The 16,103-nt window shown below is 56.0% G+C and carries 16 protein-coding genes; 10 read left to right on the forward strand and 6 right to left on the reverse strand.

Annotated features, from left to right (window positions below):
- Window positions 1-157 precede the first annotated feature (157 nt).
- The 6 genes from DS739_RS04570 (at window position 158) to DS739_RS04595 (ending at window position 4,175) form a co-directional block, all read left to right on the forward strand.
- Window positions 158-478, forward strand: a complete 321-nt coding sequence (locus DS739_RS04570) for a hypothetical protein (protein ID WP_035351682.1) — start codon at window positions 158-160, stop codon at window positions 476-478.
- A gap of 101 nt (window positions 479-579) precedes the next feature.
- Window positions 580-1,359 (forward strand): N-formylglutamate amidohydrolase, encoded by a 780-nt coding sequence (locus DS739_RS04575; protein ID WP_035351679.1) that lies wholly within the window; start codon window positions 580-582, stop codon window positions 1,357-1,359.
- A complete protein-coding gene (locus DS739_RS04580) occupies window positions 1,356-2,222 on the forward strand; it encodes a shikimate dehydrogenase (RefSeq protein WP_006116118.1) in 867 nt (288 codons plus the stop codon). The genes DS739_RS04575 and DS739_RS04580 overlap by 4 nt, the downstream gene beginning before the upstream one ends.
- A gap of 16 nt (window positions 2,223-2,238) precedes the next feature.
- Entirely contained in the window at window positions 2,239-2,826 is a 588-nt protein-coding gene (coaE, locus tag DS739_RS04585; RefSeq protein WP_035351677.1) for a dephospho-CoA kinase, read from the forward strand.
- Window positions 2,823-3,497 carry a DNA polymerase III subunit epsilon gene (gene dnaQ / locus DS739_RS04590; RefSeq protein ID WP_006116116.1) on the forward strand — a complete coding sequence of 225 codons (675 nt, stop codon included), beginning with the start codon at window positions 2,823-2,825 and terminating at the stop codon, window positions 3,495-3,497. Before coaE ends, dnaQ begins: the two co-directional genes overlap by 4 nt.
- Before the next feature lie 159 nt (window positions 3,498-3,656).
- Window positions 3,657-4,175, forward strand: coding sequence for a hypothetical protein (locus DS739_RS04595; RefSeq protein WP_170315300.1), 519 nt, complete (start codon window positions 3,657-3,659; stop codon window positions 4,173-4,175).
- A gap of 25 nt (window positions 4,176-4,200) precedes the next feature.
- Here DS739_RS04595 and DS739_RS04600 read toward each other — a convergent pair whose 3' ends face one another.
- From DS739_RS04600 to purM, 6 genes are all read right to left on the reverse strand, one after another.
- Complete coding sequence (locus DS739_RS04600) at window positions 4,201-5,310, reverse strand: glycosyltransferase family 4 protein (protein ID WP_006116112.1); 1,110 nt, start codon at window positions 5,308-5,310, stop codon at window positions 4,201-4,203.
- Window positions 5,311-5,319: 9 nt separating this feature from the next.
- A complete protein-coding gene (locus DS739_RS04605) occupies window positions 5,320-7,107 on the reverse strand; it encodes a heparinase II/III family protein (RefSeq protein ID WP_006116110.1) in 1,788 nt (595 codons plus the stop codon).
- A gap of 102 nt (window positions 7,108-7,209) precedes the next feature.
- On the reverse strand, window positions 7,210-7,887 hold the full coding sequence (gene rpe, locus DS739_RS04610; protein WP_006116109.1) for a ribulose-phosphate 3-epimerase: 678 nt from the start codon (window positions 7,885-7,887) through the stop codon (window positions 7,210-7,212).
- Between the two features lie 73 nt (window positions 7,888-7,960).
- Entirely contained in the window at window positions 7,961-9,283 is a 1,323-nt protein-coding gene (locus tag DS739_RS04615; RefSeq protein ID WP_035351673.1) for an RsmB/NOP family class I SAM-dependent RNA methyltransferase, read from the reverse strand.
- Between the two features lie 44 nt (window positions 9,284-9,327).
- A complete protein-coding gene (purN, locus tag DS739_RS04620; RefSeq protein WP_006116107.1) occupies window positions 9,328-9,951 on the reverse strand; it encodes a phosphoribosylglycinamide formyltransferase in 624 nt (207 codons plus the stop codon).
- Window positions 9,948-11,030, reverse strand: coding sequence for a phosphoribosylformylglycinamidine cyclo-ligase (gene purM, locus DS739_RS04625; protein ID WP_006116106.1), 1,083 nt, complete (start codon window positions 11,028-11,030; stop codon window positions 9,948-9,950). The genes purN and purM overlap by 4 nt, the downstream gene beginning before the upstream one ends.
- Window positions 11,031-11,141: 111 nt before the next feature.
- Here purM and DS739_RS04630 point away from each other — a divergent pair, with 111 nt between their 5' ends.
- The 4 genes from DS739_RS04630 to DS739_RS04640 all read left to right on the forward strand — a co-directional run bounded on the left by DS739_RS04630 (window position 11,142) and on the right by DS739_RS04640 (window position 15,944).
- Window positions 11,142-11,909, forward strand: coding sequence for a hypothetical protein (locus DS739_RS04630; RefSeq protein WP_006116105.1), 768 nt, complete (start codon window positions 11,142-11,144; stop codon window positions 11,907-11,909).
- Between the two features lie 7 nt (window positions 11,910-11,916).
- Window positions 11,917-12,087 (forward strand): hypothetical protein, encoded by a 171-nt coding sequence (locus DS739_RS14150; protein WP_157772568.1) that lies wholly within the window; start codon window positions 11,917-11,919, stop codon window positions 12,085-12,087.
- The gene (locus DS739_RS04635; RefSeq protein WP_006116103.1) at window positions 12,071-14,356 is read left to right on the forward strand and encodes an RNA degradosome polyphosphate kinase; all 2,286 of its coding nucleotides are present in this window, start codon (window positions 12,071-12,073) and stop codon (window positions 14,354-14,356) included. The genes DS739_RS14150 and DS739_RS04635 overlap by 17 nt, the downstream gene beginning before the upstream one ends.
- A 97-nt stretch (window positions 14,357-14,453) precedes the next feature.
- Window positions 14,454-15,944, forward strand: a complete 1,491-nt coding sequence (locus DS739_RS04640) for a Ppx/GppA family phosphatase (RefSeq protein WP_035351670.1) — start codon at window positions 14,454-14,456, stop codon at window positions 15,942-15,944.
- Window positions 15,945-16,103: the final 159 nt, after the last annotated feature.

Here is a 16,103-nt window from a genome sequence, read left to right on the forward strand (position 1 = left end):
CAGTAATGTTGCGCGCCCTAGGGCGCAAATGCCGGTTTTGGCAAAGAGCGTGGCAGAGCCGATCCTGCGGCGGGGCTGTTCTGTGCATTGCAGTGCGGGAAAGGGCTGTGCCCAGCGGCATTTCTCTGCTTAAAAGCAAGTGAAATTCAGGGAGTTCATGAACATGACAACACCACACAAGCTTACAACCTTTGCCGTAATCGATCCCGGCCCGAATGTGCTTTTGGAAGTTATTCGCGCAGAAAGCCCGGTTGTGGCTGTTGAGCGTCTGGAAAGCAAAATGCGCGGCCCGGAATATGTGGCAGCCCGTAGCTACGATGTTGGCGGCGAAGAATCGCTGGATGGCGCAGATCCGGCCTATCTGGTGTACGAGCTGGATGATAGTGGGCTGGATGCAGAAGGCCTGACGGGGGAAGACGCAGGGCAGGTGCGCGCGCAGGCTGATCTGGCTGCGGTCGTGGTATCTTCCGCCAAATAAGTTTTCAAACACGAATAAGAATGTTCTGCTGCATGGCGGAAAGGGCAGGCAATGCGTGCCGATCTTTCCGCCATGCCGTGCGATGCAGGAGGTGGAAAAGCATGTCTGTGGATCAGGTGCTGATGGCAGAAAGTTTTGTGGTGCATGGCCGGGATGAAGGTGGCCCCTTTGTGCTGGTAAGTGACCATGCAGGCCGTGCCATTCCGCCTGAATTGGGTGATCTGGGGTTAAGTGCGCAGGAACGTGCGCGCCATATTGGCTGGGATATCGGCATAGATGGCGTAGGCCGTAAACTGGCTGACCTGCTGCCTGCTGTGTTGATTGAGCAGGTATATTCCCGCTTGGTGATTGACTGTAACCGCGCCCCCGGCCATCCAACCTCTATCGTGCAGGTAAGTGATGGCACAACAGTGCCGCGCAACCAGAATATCTCTGCGCAGGATCGGGCATGGCGGGAGCAGACAATTCTGCACCCTTATCACGCCCGTATCCGGCAGGAACTGGATGCCCATATGGCCGCAGGCCGCCAGACGGTGGTTGTGGCGCTACACAGTTTTACACCATTTATGCATGGCAAACAGCGCCCGTGGCATGCCGGACTTTTGCATAATCATGATTCCCGGCTGGCCCGGATCATGATTGCACTTTTGCAACAGGATGGCTTGGTGGTGGGGGATAATGAACCCTACGCCCTCACAGATACATCGGACTACACCATTCCCCAGCATGGTGAACGGCGTGAACTGCCACATATTGAAATTGAAATTCGGCAGGATTTGATTGCTGATGATGCCGGGCAGACCGAATGGGCTAATCGTCTGGCCCGTTTGCTGCCACAGGCATGGCGCCAGTTTTGTGAACAGTATGGAGAAAACGCATGACCGCCACAGATATAGCCAAGCCGCAGATTATTACAGGCAAGGCAAAGCTGGCAGGTGTTCTGGGTTGGCCCGTAGCGCATTCGCGTTCTCCGGTTCTGCACAATTACTGGCTGCGGCGTTATGAGGTAGATGGTGCCTATGTGCCGCTGCCGGTTGAGCCAGATGCGTTTGTGGCAGCCGTTCTGGGCTTACAGGCTGCGGGCTTTCGGGGCGCAAATATAACCATTCCGCACAAGGAAGCCGCCTTTAAAATTGCCGATGTGCTGGATCATTCCGCCCAGCGTGCAGGTGCAGTGAATACACTTGTGTTTGAAGATGACGGCAAAATTCACGGTTACTCAACCGATGGCGCAGGTTTTGTGGCCAGCATGGAATCGGCTGGGTTCAATCTGCCTGAACAAGCGCAGGTTCTGCTGTTGGGCGCTGGCGGTGCTGCGCGGTCTGTTGCTGCCGCGTTACAGGATTGTGGCCTACGTGTTGCCGTGACCAATCGCACCCAAGGGCGGGCAGAAGAACTGGCAAAAGCCCTGCCGGGGCTGGACGTGTTGCCGTGGAATATGTGGGAAGACCGCCTTGGCGCGTATAGTTTGCTGGTAAATACCACTTCTTTGGGGATGGAAGGCGGCCCGGATGCTGCGTTTCGTCCTTCTCTGGCACATGCGGCCAAGGCGCTGGTGGTGGCAGATATCGTTTATGTACCACGCGTAACGCCTTTGTTGGCAGAGGCGCAATCTGCTGGCCTACGTACTTTGGGCGGGCTTGGTATGTTGCTGCATCAGGCGCGGCTGGGTTTTCAGAAATGGTACGGCGTGAACCCGGAAGTGGATGCCGCAACGGAAGATTTTGTGCAGGAAAGTTTCTAAGGGCTACGGTAAGGGCATGAAAATTCTGGGCCTTACCGGCGGTATGGGTATGGGCAAAAGCACTGTAGCCACGTTGTTGCAGCATGCAGGTTTGCCGGTGTTTGATGCAGATGCCGAAGTGCGCCAATTGCAGGCAGATCATGGGGCAGCCTTGCCAGCTATCGCCCAACTGGTGCCGCATGCTGTGCAGAACGGGCATTTGGATAGAGCCGTATTGCGGCAAGCCGTTATAAAAGAACCGGCGCTGCTCAAAAAACTGGAGCAGATTATTCACCCCATGGTGCGGGCTGCACGGGCAAAGTTTTTGCGTGCACAGCGTTTGCGTGGGGCGCGCTGTGTGGTGCTGGATATTCCACTGCTTTATGAAACAGGCGCTCAGCGAGAATGCGATGATGTTTTGGTGGTATCTGCCCCATATTGGGTACAAGCACGCCGTGTGGCCAAAAGGCGCGGGATGCCTCCAGCCGAGGCTTGCAAATTGATTGCTCGGCAAATGCCAGATGCCCAACGCGTGCGCCAAGCGGGCAAGGTTATTCGCACCGGTGGCAGTATGCGGGAAACAGAACGGCAAGTGCGCCAGTTCATCAGGAGCCTGAGGGCATGAAAAGATCCATTCTGTTTGATACAGAAACCACAGGGCTGGACCCGGCAACAGGGGACCGGGTGATTGAAATTGCAGCCCTTGAACTGGTAGGAGACCTACCAACAGGGCGCACTTTTCATAAGCTTATAGACCCGGAGCGCGATGTGCCGGAGGAGGCTTCCCGCGTGCATGGCTTTACGCGGGCGGATCTGGAGGGCAAACCCAAATTTGCTGAAGTGGCGGATGACTTCCTGGCCTTTGTGGGGGATGATCCACTCATTGCGCACAATGCCCGGTTTGACTTTGGTTTTATGAATGCGGAGCTCAAACGCGCAGGCAAAAAAACGCTGGGTTTGGACCGCATGGTGGATACGCTGGATATGGCGCGTGAGCGCTTTCCCGGCATGCCCAACAGTTTGGATGCCTTGTGCCGCCGTTTTGGCGTAGATCTTTCTGCCCGAACCACCCATAACGCGCTGCTGGACTGCAAACTGCTGGCCGATGTGTATGTGGAGCTTATGGGGGGCCGCCAGCACGGTCTTGGGTTGATGGCGGAAGATGGGCAACTGCCTTCTGTGATGTATGAAGGCCCGGTGAACCGTAAGGTTGTGCGTGTGCAGCCAACACCGCAAGAGCTGGCTGCACATGCGGCATTTGTTGCGGGCCTGAAAGAGCCGATTTGGGAACGCTGACCGCACATTGAAACCGTGTAGTGAAATCTTGCGAAAAGGGCTTTGCAGGGGCGGGTGGGTATGCCATCCTTGATTCTACAAAACGTGACAAAACGTACAAAAATGTTTTGTCAGCCGTTTCCACCGCTTTTTACGCAACGGAAAAGGTAAGTTGTTTCAATGAATTCGGGGAGCCCTTTGATGCGTTCTGCATCCCGCCATTTTGCTGCTGCCTTGGCGCTGTGCGGAGCATGGTTCATGCCTGCGGGCGCAGAAACCATGCTTGGCCCGGTTACGGCAACAGTTACATTTAATACGCGTTCGGCGGATCTGGGTGTAGGATATACATGGGGCCGGGGTGTGCTGACATATGGCGGCCGCCAGTATCCGTTTGAAATCAAGGGTGCTTCCGCTATTGCTGTTGGGTATTCCTCTGGCCACAGCGTAGGCAAGGTGTACAACCTTCAGCGTATTGAAGACTTTGAAGGCACATTCTGGGCGCTTTCGGGTGAGGCCACAGTGGGCCGTGGTGTTGGCGGCCTGCTGATGGAAAATAATGACGGCGTGCGCATCCGGTTAGATGAATGCCGTTCTGGGGGCCGTATTGCGGCATCACCCTCGCGTTTGACAATTCATTTGCTGGATAAAACAGGCACACCCATTACAACAGCGCCGGTTGCCCAGAAGTCAGCTCACTAAATACATTACACCCACGCCTGATGGCTTAATGTGTCAGCAGGCGTGTGGTGGTTTGTAGAATTGTTTTTTCATCAAATAAACGTAGAGCACGTTTTAGCCCGGCAGCACCCATGTGCTGGCATAAAGCTGGGTTTTGCACCAGCGTTGTAAGGGCTTCTGCCAGTTCTGCCGTAGTGCCGGGGGGCACAAGTAGCCCTGTTTCATGCGGCACAACCTGCTCGCGCGAGCCTCTAATATTGGTGGCCACAACTGGCAATCCGCACAACATGGCTTCAATAATGGACATAGGCAGGCCTTCAAAATGGCTGGGCAGCACAAAAATATCTGCTGCGGCCAATAAAGCCGGAATATCTGCCCGATAACCAAGGCATTTTAGTCGCGGGCCAAGTGCAGCTCGCGCTTTAGCAAGGTATTCATCCATATTGGCACCGTGGTCTGATGCCAGTCTTTCTCCCACAATCCATAATTCTGCATCTGGCACGCGCTCCATGGCGGCCAGGAGTTCTGGATACCCTTTGTGGCGCACAAGGCGAGAGACAACAATAATTACAGGCGTTTGCGCGGATGTGCCAAGTTCTGCCCGGATACGTGTTCTGGCTTGCGCATCTGGGTGAAACTGGGCTGGATCTCGCCCATTCCCAATTGCAACGGGGTGGGGGTGAACATGCAGGCGTTTGGCATCCTGCGCTTCTTCACGGCTGACGGTCAGATAAATATCAGTCATGCGCCCGCATAGAACTTCCAGCACCAATGCCAATCCGCGCCGTAGGTGAGAGCCGGGTTGGTTGAATAAAAAACCGTGGCACGTATAGGCAATGCGTGGCACGCCACACAACTTGGCTGCTGCCCGCGCCAGAATGCCACTGATAGGCATATGTGCATGCACCAAATCCGGCTTTTCTTTTTTTATAAGCCGAACAAGAGCCCAAAAGGCCCGAAGTTGCGCGGGCACAGAAAATGAACGGGCAAAGGGCAGTGTTTCAACCCGAAACCCCTCGTTTCTGGGGTGTTGAAGCAAAGGGCCATCCGCACAAACGCCTATCACTTCATGCCCTTCTGCCTTTAATTCTCGCATAAGGGGCAGTAGAAAATGGGTGAGTGAAAAATCGACGTTTGTAATTTCCAGAATCTTCACGTCAGCCCATTACGCGTTTTTGAGGGAGAGCGACCAACGGATAGGTGGCTTGCTTGGAGCCTGCGGCACCGGGGGCGGTGGTAGCAGCGTGTTTTCCAAGCCATTGGCATCGGGGCCCGAAGGTTCTGCCAGTAAACCGGTTCCCACCTCTGGCACTTCTGAAGTGTGATCCATGGGGGAAATAGCTTCCGCAGATAAAGCAGCTTCTTCTGCGGGGTGCGTATCCAAAGGATCGTGTGCTTCTTCCGCAGGCTGTTCTGCTACAGCCGGGGTGAGCACAAATTGCCGTGTAGGCTGGTGCTGTCCTTGCCCCAGATAAACGCTTTCTTCTATTTCAATATCAGCGTCAGACCAGAAGAACCATGTTTCTTCGGGCGTGTGTAGCAAGTAACCATCTTCTTCCTGCTCAATGTTCACATCAGGGTGCAAGTGGAAGCGGATGCAAAGTGGCACCGGAATGCTTACATCTTCCAGTTTTTCTATGCCCTGTAGAACTGTGCCGTCTTTATCCAGATAAATCTTGCGAGAATACAGGCCACCACCTTGGGGCTTGTAGCCATCATGCGTCATGCTCAGGCAATGCACACCGTCTTGCACAGACATTTGGCGTGTGACCTGTGGTTTTTGCGAGATACCACCATTGGCATCAAACCGCATGGGGGTAAGGTCTGCCAGTTCCAGAACAGAATGTGCAGCCGGGTAGCGCAAGGCTTCTGCCCAACCACGTTGGATGCTGCTGCCGCAATTGACAATTAACCGTTGCCTGCCGGATGAAAATTCAAAGGACAACATGCCCGCATGCGCGCTGCTATCATAACCCGCAGGGGCAACCGTGGCGGCATCAGCAATCAGCAAGGCACGCCCATTGTTCAGGCGGGCAAAGCCAGATTCTGGCAGGCCAGCCGCCACAACACGCGTGCGGGATGCGCGGTTGAGCACGTGTTCAATAAATTGCGGGTTTTGTTCACTGCTGCCATTAAAGAGGGCCAACCCGCCATCACCATGCCGCATGGCCCGCAAGGCTGGGGCGCTGCGGTTGGCGGCATCCAGTACGCTGGTGGGTAAGGGTACGCGGGCAACCTGTAAAATATATAGCATTTCTGCCAGTTCGCGCACGCACTGCAACAGGTCTTCCGGGCAGCGGGTAATGTGGCCGCCATCGGGCAAAATCTGCTGGCTGATGGTGGCGTCAATCAAGCGCAAATAACGTGTAAGAAATTCTGGATAATCAGGTAGGGAAACCGCAACAGCTAACAGCCCTTTAAGGGCCGTAAGGGCACGCCAGCCTGTGGTTTCCTCCGGCATCAGCGCCATTATGGAGCGTGCTTCCATAATCAGCGATGCCATAAGCTGCTGGCGGAAGGAATCATCTGCCGAGGCCGCAAAAAATTCGTAACACCCAAGCCAAGCCGCCAAGCGGGCACCAGTTATGGATGGGTCTGAAATAGGACGCTCCGCCGGGGTTTGCTCCATCCATTGGGCAACCAATGTGCGGGCCTTGATGCGGGCAGATTCAGCCCCCAGCTCGCGCAGATCCTGCAACCACGTAAAGCCTTGCAACCAGCGGCGATAGGCTTCTGGCCATTGGGAGTTATCCCATTCCCCATCAATCAGAGGGCGTTGGGTGCCTTCAAAAAGTGTCTGGTTGCGAACAAGCCGTTCACCCCCAGCAGCGTTTCCAGACCACAGATCCCGTAAAGCAACGGCAGGGGCTGCCGGTACGCGGGCAAACCCTCCCAACGGGTTGCGCATGGCATAGGCAAGGCGGGCTCCGCGGGTCCAGCGACGCAGGGGCATTGGAAGTTTAGAACTCCATCAAGGCAGGTGCAGAAAATTAAGGTGTGATCGGTTTATGGCAGAATATTCATGTGAAGAATGATTTATTTGCCGGATGTGGCTTTATTTTGGCTTGGCAACATGTGTGCGCAATGCAGCAATGGCGGCTGCATAATCTTTTTTTCCATATACGGCGCTGCCAGCAATAAGCACATCTGCGCCAGCATCTATGGCCAGAGGAGCGGTTGAGGCATCTATGCCGCCATCTACCGCCAGCCGGATATCACGCTCGCTTTGGGTGATCATTTCCCGAATACGCCGAATTTTGGGAAGCTGGCTGGACAGGAACTTCTGCCCACCAAAGCCGGGGTTAACAGTCATAACCAGAACAATATCCACCAGATCCAGCACTTCACCAATGGCTTCCGGCGGTGTTGCAGGGCACAGCACAATGCCCGGCTTGGCTCCTAGATCCCGAATACGCTGTAAGGAGCGGTGAGTATGTGGCCCGGCTTCAATATGGATCAGAATCTGGTCTGCCCCGGCTTGTGCAAAGGCTTCCAGATACGGATCTACCGGTGCAATCATCAGATGCACATCAAAAGGCAGGTCGGAACAGGGGCGGAGCGCCTTGACCACACCTGGCCCGAACGAAATGTTGGGCACAAAATGCCCATCCATGACATCCAGATGCACCCAATCCGCCCCAGCTTGCTTGAGTGCTGAAACTTCTTCTCCCAACCGGGTAAAATCGGCAGCGAGAACACTTGGAGCGATAAGGGGGTAAGATACAGGGCGCATACCCTGTTTATCGGCAATCCTACGCCCGTGCGCAACAGTATGTTTGCTATTTTTTCAAACAGTTTTGCAAATGTTATGCGCGGGTAAAGCGGGCGGCAAAAAATCCATCCATGCTGCCTTTATCTGCCCACATTCCGGGATGAGTGCGCAGCCATCCCTCAGGTGTTCTGGCTTCTGGTAGAAAGGCGAGTTCTTCAGGTGTAAACGGGTCTGGCACCAGCCCCATGGCTTCTGCCGCACGGGCACGGTCTGGCCCTTCTTCCTGCTGCAAGGAGCACACGGCGTACACCAGGCGGCCACCGGGGCGCAGCATGTTTTTGGCAGCTTCTAGCAAACGATCCTGCCCAGCCGTTAGCGTTGTGAGATCACGCGGGCGTTTCACCCACAAAACATCTGGATGGCGGCGTGCTGTACCCGTGGCAGAGCAGGGGGCATCCAGCAAAATGGCATCAAGGGGGGCATCGGGCTGCCATGTGCCAGCATCTGCTTGCAGGGTGGTAACGTTGGTAAAGCCCAAGCGTGCCAGATTTTCCTTTAGCCGAGCCATGCGGTTGGGGTTATTCTCAATGGCAGAGACATGCGCGCCGGTTGCAGCAAGCTGCGCAGTTTTGCCGCCCGGTGCTGCACATAGGTCTGCCACTTTTTCGCCTGCTTGCACATTGAGCAAACGCGCAGGGAATGTAGCTGCCGCATCCTGCACCCAAAAAGCACCTTCCTCATACCCGGCCAGTTCAGCAACGCGGGTGCCTGCCGGATAACGTACAGACCCATTGGGTAGCACAATACCGCCTTCCGGTGCTGTGGCACCGGGGCGCATGGTAATATCCAGCGGGGCTTCGTGGCTGATGCCTTCAGCTATCGCGCGGGGCACACCACGGCCCAGCACGCTCCATGAACTCCATAGCCATGCAGGAATGTTTAGCCGCGCCTGATCCAGACCTTCCAACACGTTTTGCCCTTCTGCCGCCACCTTGCGCAGCACGGCGTTGGCCAACCCGGCAAATGGGGCCAGCTTACGCCGACGCAGGAGGGAAACGGTGGTGCCAACGGCAGCATGCGGAGGTGTTTCTAAAAACAGAAGTTGCGCGCAGCCAATCATAAGCGCCACGCGTACGGGTTCGGGTGGTTCTTTGCGTAAAAACGGTTCTAGCACAGTGCGCAGTGTGCCCAGATGGCGCAATGTGGCTGCGGCCAAGCGGTGCGCTGCGGCTCTGTCTCGTGGTTCGGCCTTATGTGCTTCGGCAGAGCGAGACAGGCTGTTTTCCAGCATACGCCGGTGTTCCACCACGCCGCACAGAATATCAAAAGCGATATCGCGCGTAGGATCAGGCTGCGGAGGGGCAGGGCGGCCTTTTCCACGCTTTGGGGAACGGGGGGCGCGTGCAGGTGTGTTCATAAGACTGTCAGAACCGTTCAGGAAAACAGAAAAGAAAAAGCGCCTTAGCCAACAAGCAGGGCGCACTCTGCCGGAGCAAAAGCAGGGCGTTGAAGCAGAAAGTGGCGGAGCACTTGCGGGTAAAGCTGGTGTTCCTGCCGCAAAACGCGAGCCCCAAGGGTATCTGCGGTATCATCCGGCAGAACAGGCACAGCAGCTTGGCCTAAAATAGGCCCTTCATCCATGCCTTCTGTTACCAGATGCACGGTGCACCCATGCACACGCACACCTGCTTGCAGCGCACGTTCATGCGTGTGCAGGCCGGGGAATACAGGCAGCAGGCTGGGGTGGATGTTCAGCATACGGCCAGCCCATGCGCCGGTTAAAAACGGAGTCAGCAAGCGCATATAGCCAGCAAGGCAGATGGCCTGAGCGCCTGCTGCCGTTAAAGCAGCATGCACGGCGCGTTCATGCGCTTCACGGTCTTTACCAAAATCACGATGGTTGATGGCCAGCGTGCGTAGGCCTGCTTTTTTTGCCATTTCCAGCCCCGGTGCATCCGGGTTGTTGCTTAAAACAAGGCAGATGCGGGCAGGAAAGGAAGGATCTTCACACGCACGGATCAAGGCCGTGGCATTGCTGCCCCGGCCACTGATCAAAATGGCAATGGGTGTTTTTTCAACGCTCATGCTGCGCGAAAATCCGGAGTGGCCTGCATTTTCAGATCAGGCTTGGCAGTGGAGGAAGCTGCTTTGGCAATATGCCCAATGCGCACAGCCGGTTCACCCATATCATGCAGGCGGGCCAGAACAGCATCGGGTTCTGGCGTAATCAGGATCATGCCGATACCGCAGTTGAACACGCGCAGCATTTCCTCTGTATCCACATTGCCGGTGCGGGCCAGCCATTTGAACACAGGTGCTACGGGCCATTCCTGATCAATCACCGCATCCAAGCCATTTGGCAGCACGCGGGGCAGATTGCCGGGCAGGCCGCCGCCGGTAATGTGGGCAGCGCCATGCAGCAGGCCAGCTTTATGCAGCGCCAGAACCGGGCGCACATATAGGCGTGTGGGTTCTAAAAAGGCTTCACCCAGATTTTTACCCGGTGCAAAGGCTGCCGGGTCTGTCCATGCCAGATGGGCATCTGCCACAATGCGCCGCACTAAAGAAAAGCCGTTGGAGTGCACGCCAGAAGAAGGCAGCGCAATAAGGGCATCACCTTCTGCAATGCCAGCGGGCAGGAGCGCGCCGCGTTCTGCCGCACCAACGGAAAAACCAGCCAGATCATAATGCCCATCGGCATACATACCGGGCATTTCTGCTGTTTCACCGCCTACAAGCGCGCAGCCAGACTGTTCACACCCGGTGGCAATGCCGCGCACAACCTTGGCCGCACTGTTAACAGATAGACGGCCCGTGGCGAAGTAATCCAGAAAGAACAGGGGTTCCGCACCCTGCACAATCAGATCGTTCACGCACATGGCTACCAGATCAATCCCCACGGTTTCGTGCAGGTCATTATCAATAGCCAGTGTCAGCTTGGTGCCTACGCCATCTGTGCAGGATACAAGCACGGGGTCTTTAAAGCCTGCGGCCTTTAGATCAAACAGTGCGCCAAATCCGCCAAGGCCCCCCATTGTGCCGGGGCGGTCTGTGGCTTTGGCCGCCGGGCGAATGGCGTCAACAAGGGCTTCGCCTGCTTCAATGTCCACGCCGGAATCACGGTAAGTGAGGCCGGAGGAAGGGGTGCTAGGTGAAGACGTCATGCGCGTGCTCTTGGTCCGAATGAGAATAAGGGTCGATGTGCGGGACAGGGTGGGTTAGGATTCCCGCTCGAGCACAGTCTTTACGGCAGGAGAAGCGGCGCGCAAAGCGGCATGACACGGATTGATGAAACAAAAAGCCCTTTAAACGCGCCTTCGGGCGGGCAAAAGCGCCAAAATGAGGCTACCGAGGCAGAACAGATTGCCTTGCCCTTTGCGCATCGCCCCCGATTCGGAAGGTCGGACTTTGTGGCGGCACCCTCTAATGCCGCAGCACGGGCATGGGTGCTGGATGCCGAGGCCGCTGCGCGTTGGCCAGAAGGCCGCATGGCCCTATGGGGGGAAAGTGGTACGGGCAAAACGCACCTTCTTTCTATTTGGGCAGGCCGTTATGGCGCTCCCATTATGGAAGGCAGCCGCCTGAACACGCATGAAGCCGCAATGCTGTTTGAAGATGGCGGGTTTCGGGCCGCTGCATTGGATAATGCCGATAAGGTGCCCAATGAGCGAGATCTTCTGCACCTTATCAATCTGGCGCGGGAACGGCGGGTGGCTTTGCTTATGGCCGCCCGCAGGCCGCCTGCGCGTTGGCCGGTTGTGCTGCCAGATCTGGCAAGCAGGCTACGAGCCACGGCTTCTGTGCCGTTAGGCCCGGCGGAGGAAGGGCTTTTACACCGCCTTTTGCTGCGGCTATTGGCTGAACGCCAGATTGTGGTGGGCGCACAGGTAACGGAGTGGCTGTTGCGCCGCCTGCCGCGCCGGGCAAGTGCCATGCGCGATTGTGTAGCCATGCTGGATCAAGCCGCATTAGAATCGGGCGGGCGTATTACACGTGACTTGGCCGCCAATGTGCTGGAAAGCCTGCTGGCGCGCGAAGAATAGTGAACATATGCGCTATAAGCCTGTTGTGATGTTTCAGTTTTATGACAATCATCACCAGATTGATGAGCTGAACTTTTCGCGCTGCCTACGTTTGCGTAAAGCTTTGCTTGCCCCAAGGCGGGAAACGGGGCGCATGATGCAGCACAAGGAAAGGAAGAAACGTGACGGCGCAGGATAAAAAAGAACAGGCCCCTGTAAAAGCTCGTTCACCAGCCCGAAAAGCAGCGCCCAGAAAACCTTCTACCCGCCCACCTCGGCAGAGCAGAAAAACGGCAGAGCGGAAGATCACTCTGGAAATGCCGGAACGGTTTATCAACCGCGAGCTGTCTTGGCTGGATTTCAACCAGCGCGTGGTGGAAGAGGCCGATAACGCCCGCAACCCCCTGCTGGAACGTCTGCGCTTTTTATCTATCAGCGCCAGCAATCTGGATGAATTCTATTCCGTGCGTGTGGCCGGGCTTGTCGGGCAGGTGCGTGAGGGGTTAACCAAACTTTCCCCCGATGGCCGCACCCCCGCCCAGCAGCTTGAGGCTGTGCGCGAACGCTGCGCCCGCCTGCTGCGTGAACAGCAGCGAATCTGGACAGAACTGCGCGGCCTGTTGGCAGAAGCAGGCGTAGAGCTGTGCGAACCAGATGCGCTGACAGAGGCTGATCAGGAACATCTGGCCAAAATCTTTATGGACAGGGTGTTCCCGGTTCTCACACCTCTTGCCGTGGACCCTGCGCATCCGCTGCCGTTTATCCCCAATATGGGGTTGGCACTGGGTTTGCGCCTGCTTTACGCAGATACGGGCCTGTTCGCCATGAACGCTCTTATTCTGCTGCCTGCGCAGATAGAGCGTTTTATCCGCTTGCCATCTCCTGCCCCAGCAGCAGATGCGACAACCCCGCCAAAGGTGCGCTTCTTCCGTCTGGAAGACCTGATTACCCTGTTTATTGACCGTCTGTTTGATGGTCTGGAAGTGGGTGAAAGCGGTGTGTTGCGCGTGGTGCGCGATACCGACGTGGAATTTGAAGATGAGGCGGAAGACCTTGTCCGTTCCTACGAAACGGCTCTAAAGCGCCGCCGCCGTGGGGTTGTTATCCATCTGGATATGGAAAAGCGGGTGCCGACGGAACTGGCGGAAGCCATTGCCTCGGATCTTGATTTGCCGCCCGACGAAATTGCCGTGCATTCCGGCATGATTGGCGTGGTGGATCTCAAGCAGATGATTGTGGATGACAGGCCAGACCTGTTGTTCCCGCCCTATACCCCGCGCTTTCCTGAGCGTATCCGGGATTTTAACGGTGATTGCTTTGCCGCTATCCGCGCCAAGGACTTGCTGGTGCATCACCCGTTTGAAAGTTTTGATGTGGTGGTGCAGTTTCTGCGGCAGGCAGCGCTGGATCCCAACGTGATTGCTATCAAGCAGACGCTGTATCGCACATCGCGCGATTCACCCATTGTAAAGGCGCTGATTGAGGCGGCGGAGTCCGGTAAATCCGTTACTGCCATGGTGGAATTGCGCGCTCGATTTGATGAGGAAGCCAATATTCGCCTTTCCCGCGCGCTGGAAGCTGCGGGTGTGCAGGTCGTGTTTGGCTTTGCGGATTTAAAAACCCACGCCAAGCTCAGCCTTGTGGTGCGGCGAGAAGGGGGGCTTGTGCGCTCTTACGCGCATTTTGGCACAGGCAACTACCACCCCATTACGGCCCGTATTTATACAGATCTTTCCTTCTTTACGTGTGATCCGGCATTGGCGCGGGATTCTGCACGCCTGTTCAATTACGTTACAGGCTACGCCATGCCTGCGCAGATGGAGAAAATTGCCTTTTCCCCCATCACCATCCGCAGCACGTTGAAGGAACTGATTCAGGAAGAAATTGATCACGTTAAAGCGGGTAAGCCCGGCAGCATCTGGTTGAAGATGAATGCGCTGGTGGACCCGGATCTGATTGATTGCCTGTACAAAGCCTCCTGCGCGGGGGTGAAGATTGTGGGCGTTGTGCGCGGCATTTGCTGCCTGCGCCCCGGAGTTCCCGGTCTTTCAGAAAACATCCGCATTAAATCTATTGTCGGGCGCTTTTTAGAACATTCGCGCATTTTTGTGTTTGGTAACGAACATCGTCTGCCATCGCGCTATGCCAAGGTCTTTATTTCTTCGGCAGATTGGATGACGCGAAATATGGATTGGCGCGTGGAAAGCATGGTGCCCATTACCAACCCCACGGTGCATGCACAGGTTTTGGGGCAGATCATGGTGTCCAACATTCGTGATACCCTACAATCATGGATGCTGGAGCAGAACGGAGAATGGCGGCGCGTAAACCCCGGAAACCGGCCTTTTTCCGCACATGAGTGGTTTATGACACATCCTTCACTTTCCGGACGGGGCTCAGCCGCGCATGACACACCAATCCGCGCCCCGGCGTCTTTGACCTCTTCACAGGACTTGCTGATAGATTGATGTCTGAAATCATGAGCTTTTTTCTTGCGTTGGGATTATCCCATCCCCGTTGTTCCAAACTGTGCAGCCAGTTTTTGCAAACGGGGAGGGGGTTTTAATGGAAGCTGATCAACCGTGCCGTTCCGCAGTGGTGGATCTTGGCTCCAATTCTGTAAGGCTTGTGGTTTTTGAAGGGCGCTCGCGCAATCCGCTTCCCATTTTTAACGAAAAAGCCGTGCTGCGTTTGGGGCGCGGGCTGACAGAAACCGGGAAGCTGAATGAAGAAGGCGTGGAAATGGCAAAGGAAGTGCTCAGCCGCTTCCATGCCATTGCCCGCGCCATGAAGGCCGACCCGTTTGAAATTCTGGCAACCGCTGCTGTGCGGGATGCCAGCAATGGGCCCGCTTTTGTGCAAGCCCTGCGTGAAAGCATGCCCGGCGTGCCCATCCGCATTCTTTCTGGTGAGGAAGAAGCCGATCATTCCGCTATTGGCGTTATGTGCGGTATTCCCGGCGCTTCCGGTCTGGTGGCCGATGTGGGCGGTGGGTCTTTGGAGCTTATTCGCCTTACGCCACAGGGGCGGCATGATGCCACAACCCTGCCACTGGGCATGATCCGGCTTGCAGATCGTTCTGGCCGAGATCTGGATAAAGCCAAAACGCTGGCAGATAAGGATATTGGCGGCGTAGAGTGGTTGCCCAAGGTAAAAGGCAGCACACTTTATCTGGTAGGCGGAGCTTTTCGTGCGTTGGCGCGGCTCCAGATTGCGCGCACGCAATATCCGCTCAACATCGTGCACTATTATACAATGGATGTGCAGGAAGCGCGGGAGATGACGGGCTGGCTGCAAAACAGTTCGCGCCGTAGTTTGGAACGTCTGCCCGGTGCACCACGCAAGCGGTTGGATGATACGCCTTTTGCAGCCATGGTGCTGCGGCGGCTGATGAAAAAGGTGCAGCCGGATAAAATTGTCTTTTGCGTGGATGGCCTGCGTGAGGGCTGGTACATGCTTAAGGTTGCGCCAGATATTCTGGCCCAGAACCCGATGGATGTGGTGGCGCGTGAAATGTGTGCCCGTTTTGGGCGTAGCAATTCACTTCCGTATGCCTTGATGCAGTGGACAGATTTTTTGCGGCCGGAGGAAACGGCAGAAGAAAAATACCTGCGGCATCTGGCCTGTTATCTGTCTGATATCGGCAGCCACGATCACCCTGAATATCGGGCGGAGCAAACGTACTGGCGTATCTTGCGCGTGCAGAGTGGTGGGTTTGACCATCCTTCCCGCGCATGGTTGGCGTTGGCGTTGGCTATTCGTTACGCAGCAGATCAGCAGGCACTTTTTCTGGCAACGTCTCGCGCATTATTGAGTGAGCAGGACTGGAAGAGCGCCGTAGTGCTGGGGCTGGCCCTGCGGCTGGCTTATTCTCTCTCCGGCGGTGCGGGGCGGTTGCTGGAAGGCACATCCTTGGAATGGGAAGAAGACGCGCTGGTGCTGATCCTGACATCTACCCGTGTGGCCGTAAAAGGCGAGAGCGTGCGCCGCGGGCTGGAACGTCTGGGCCAAGCCTTGGGTGTTGCAACACGTTTCGAGATTGAATTGGTCGGCTGATATGCCCTAAACAGGATACAGGTGCGGGGTGGACAACCCCCATCTATCGGGGCACATTACGGTTTATACATCCTGATATGGTGCAGTAGCGCGGTTGGTTAGCGGCTTGCTGTAACTGTCGGCCAGAATCAGGTTTTGAATAACCGGTCAAGCAGCGGA

Origin of the sequence: Acetobacter sp. JWB, from assembly GCF_003323795.1 — a bacterium.
Taxonomy (GTDB): Bacteria; Pseudomonadota; Alphaproteobacteria; order Acetobacterales; family Acetobacteraceae; genus Acetobacter; species Acetobacter oryzifermentans.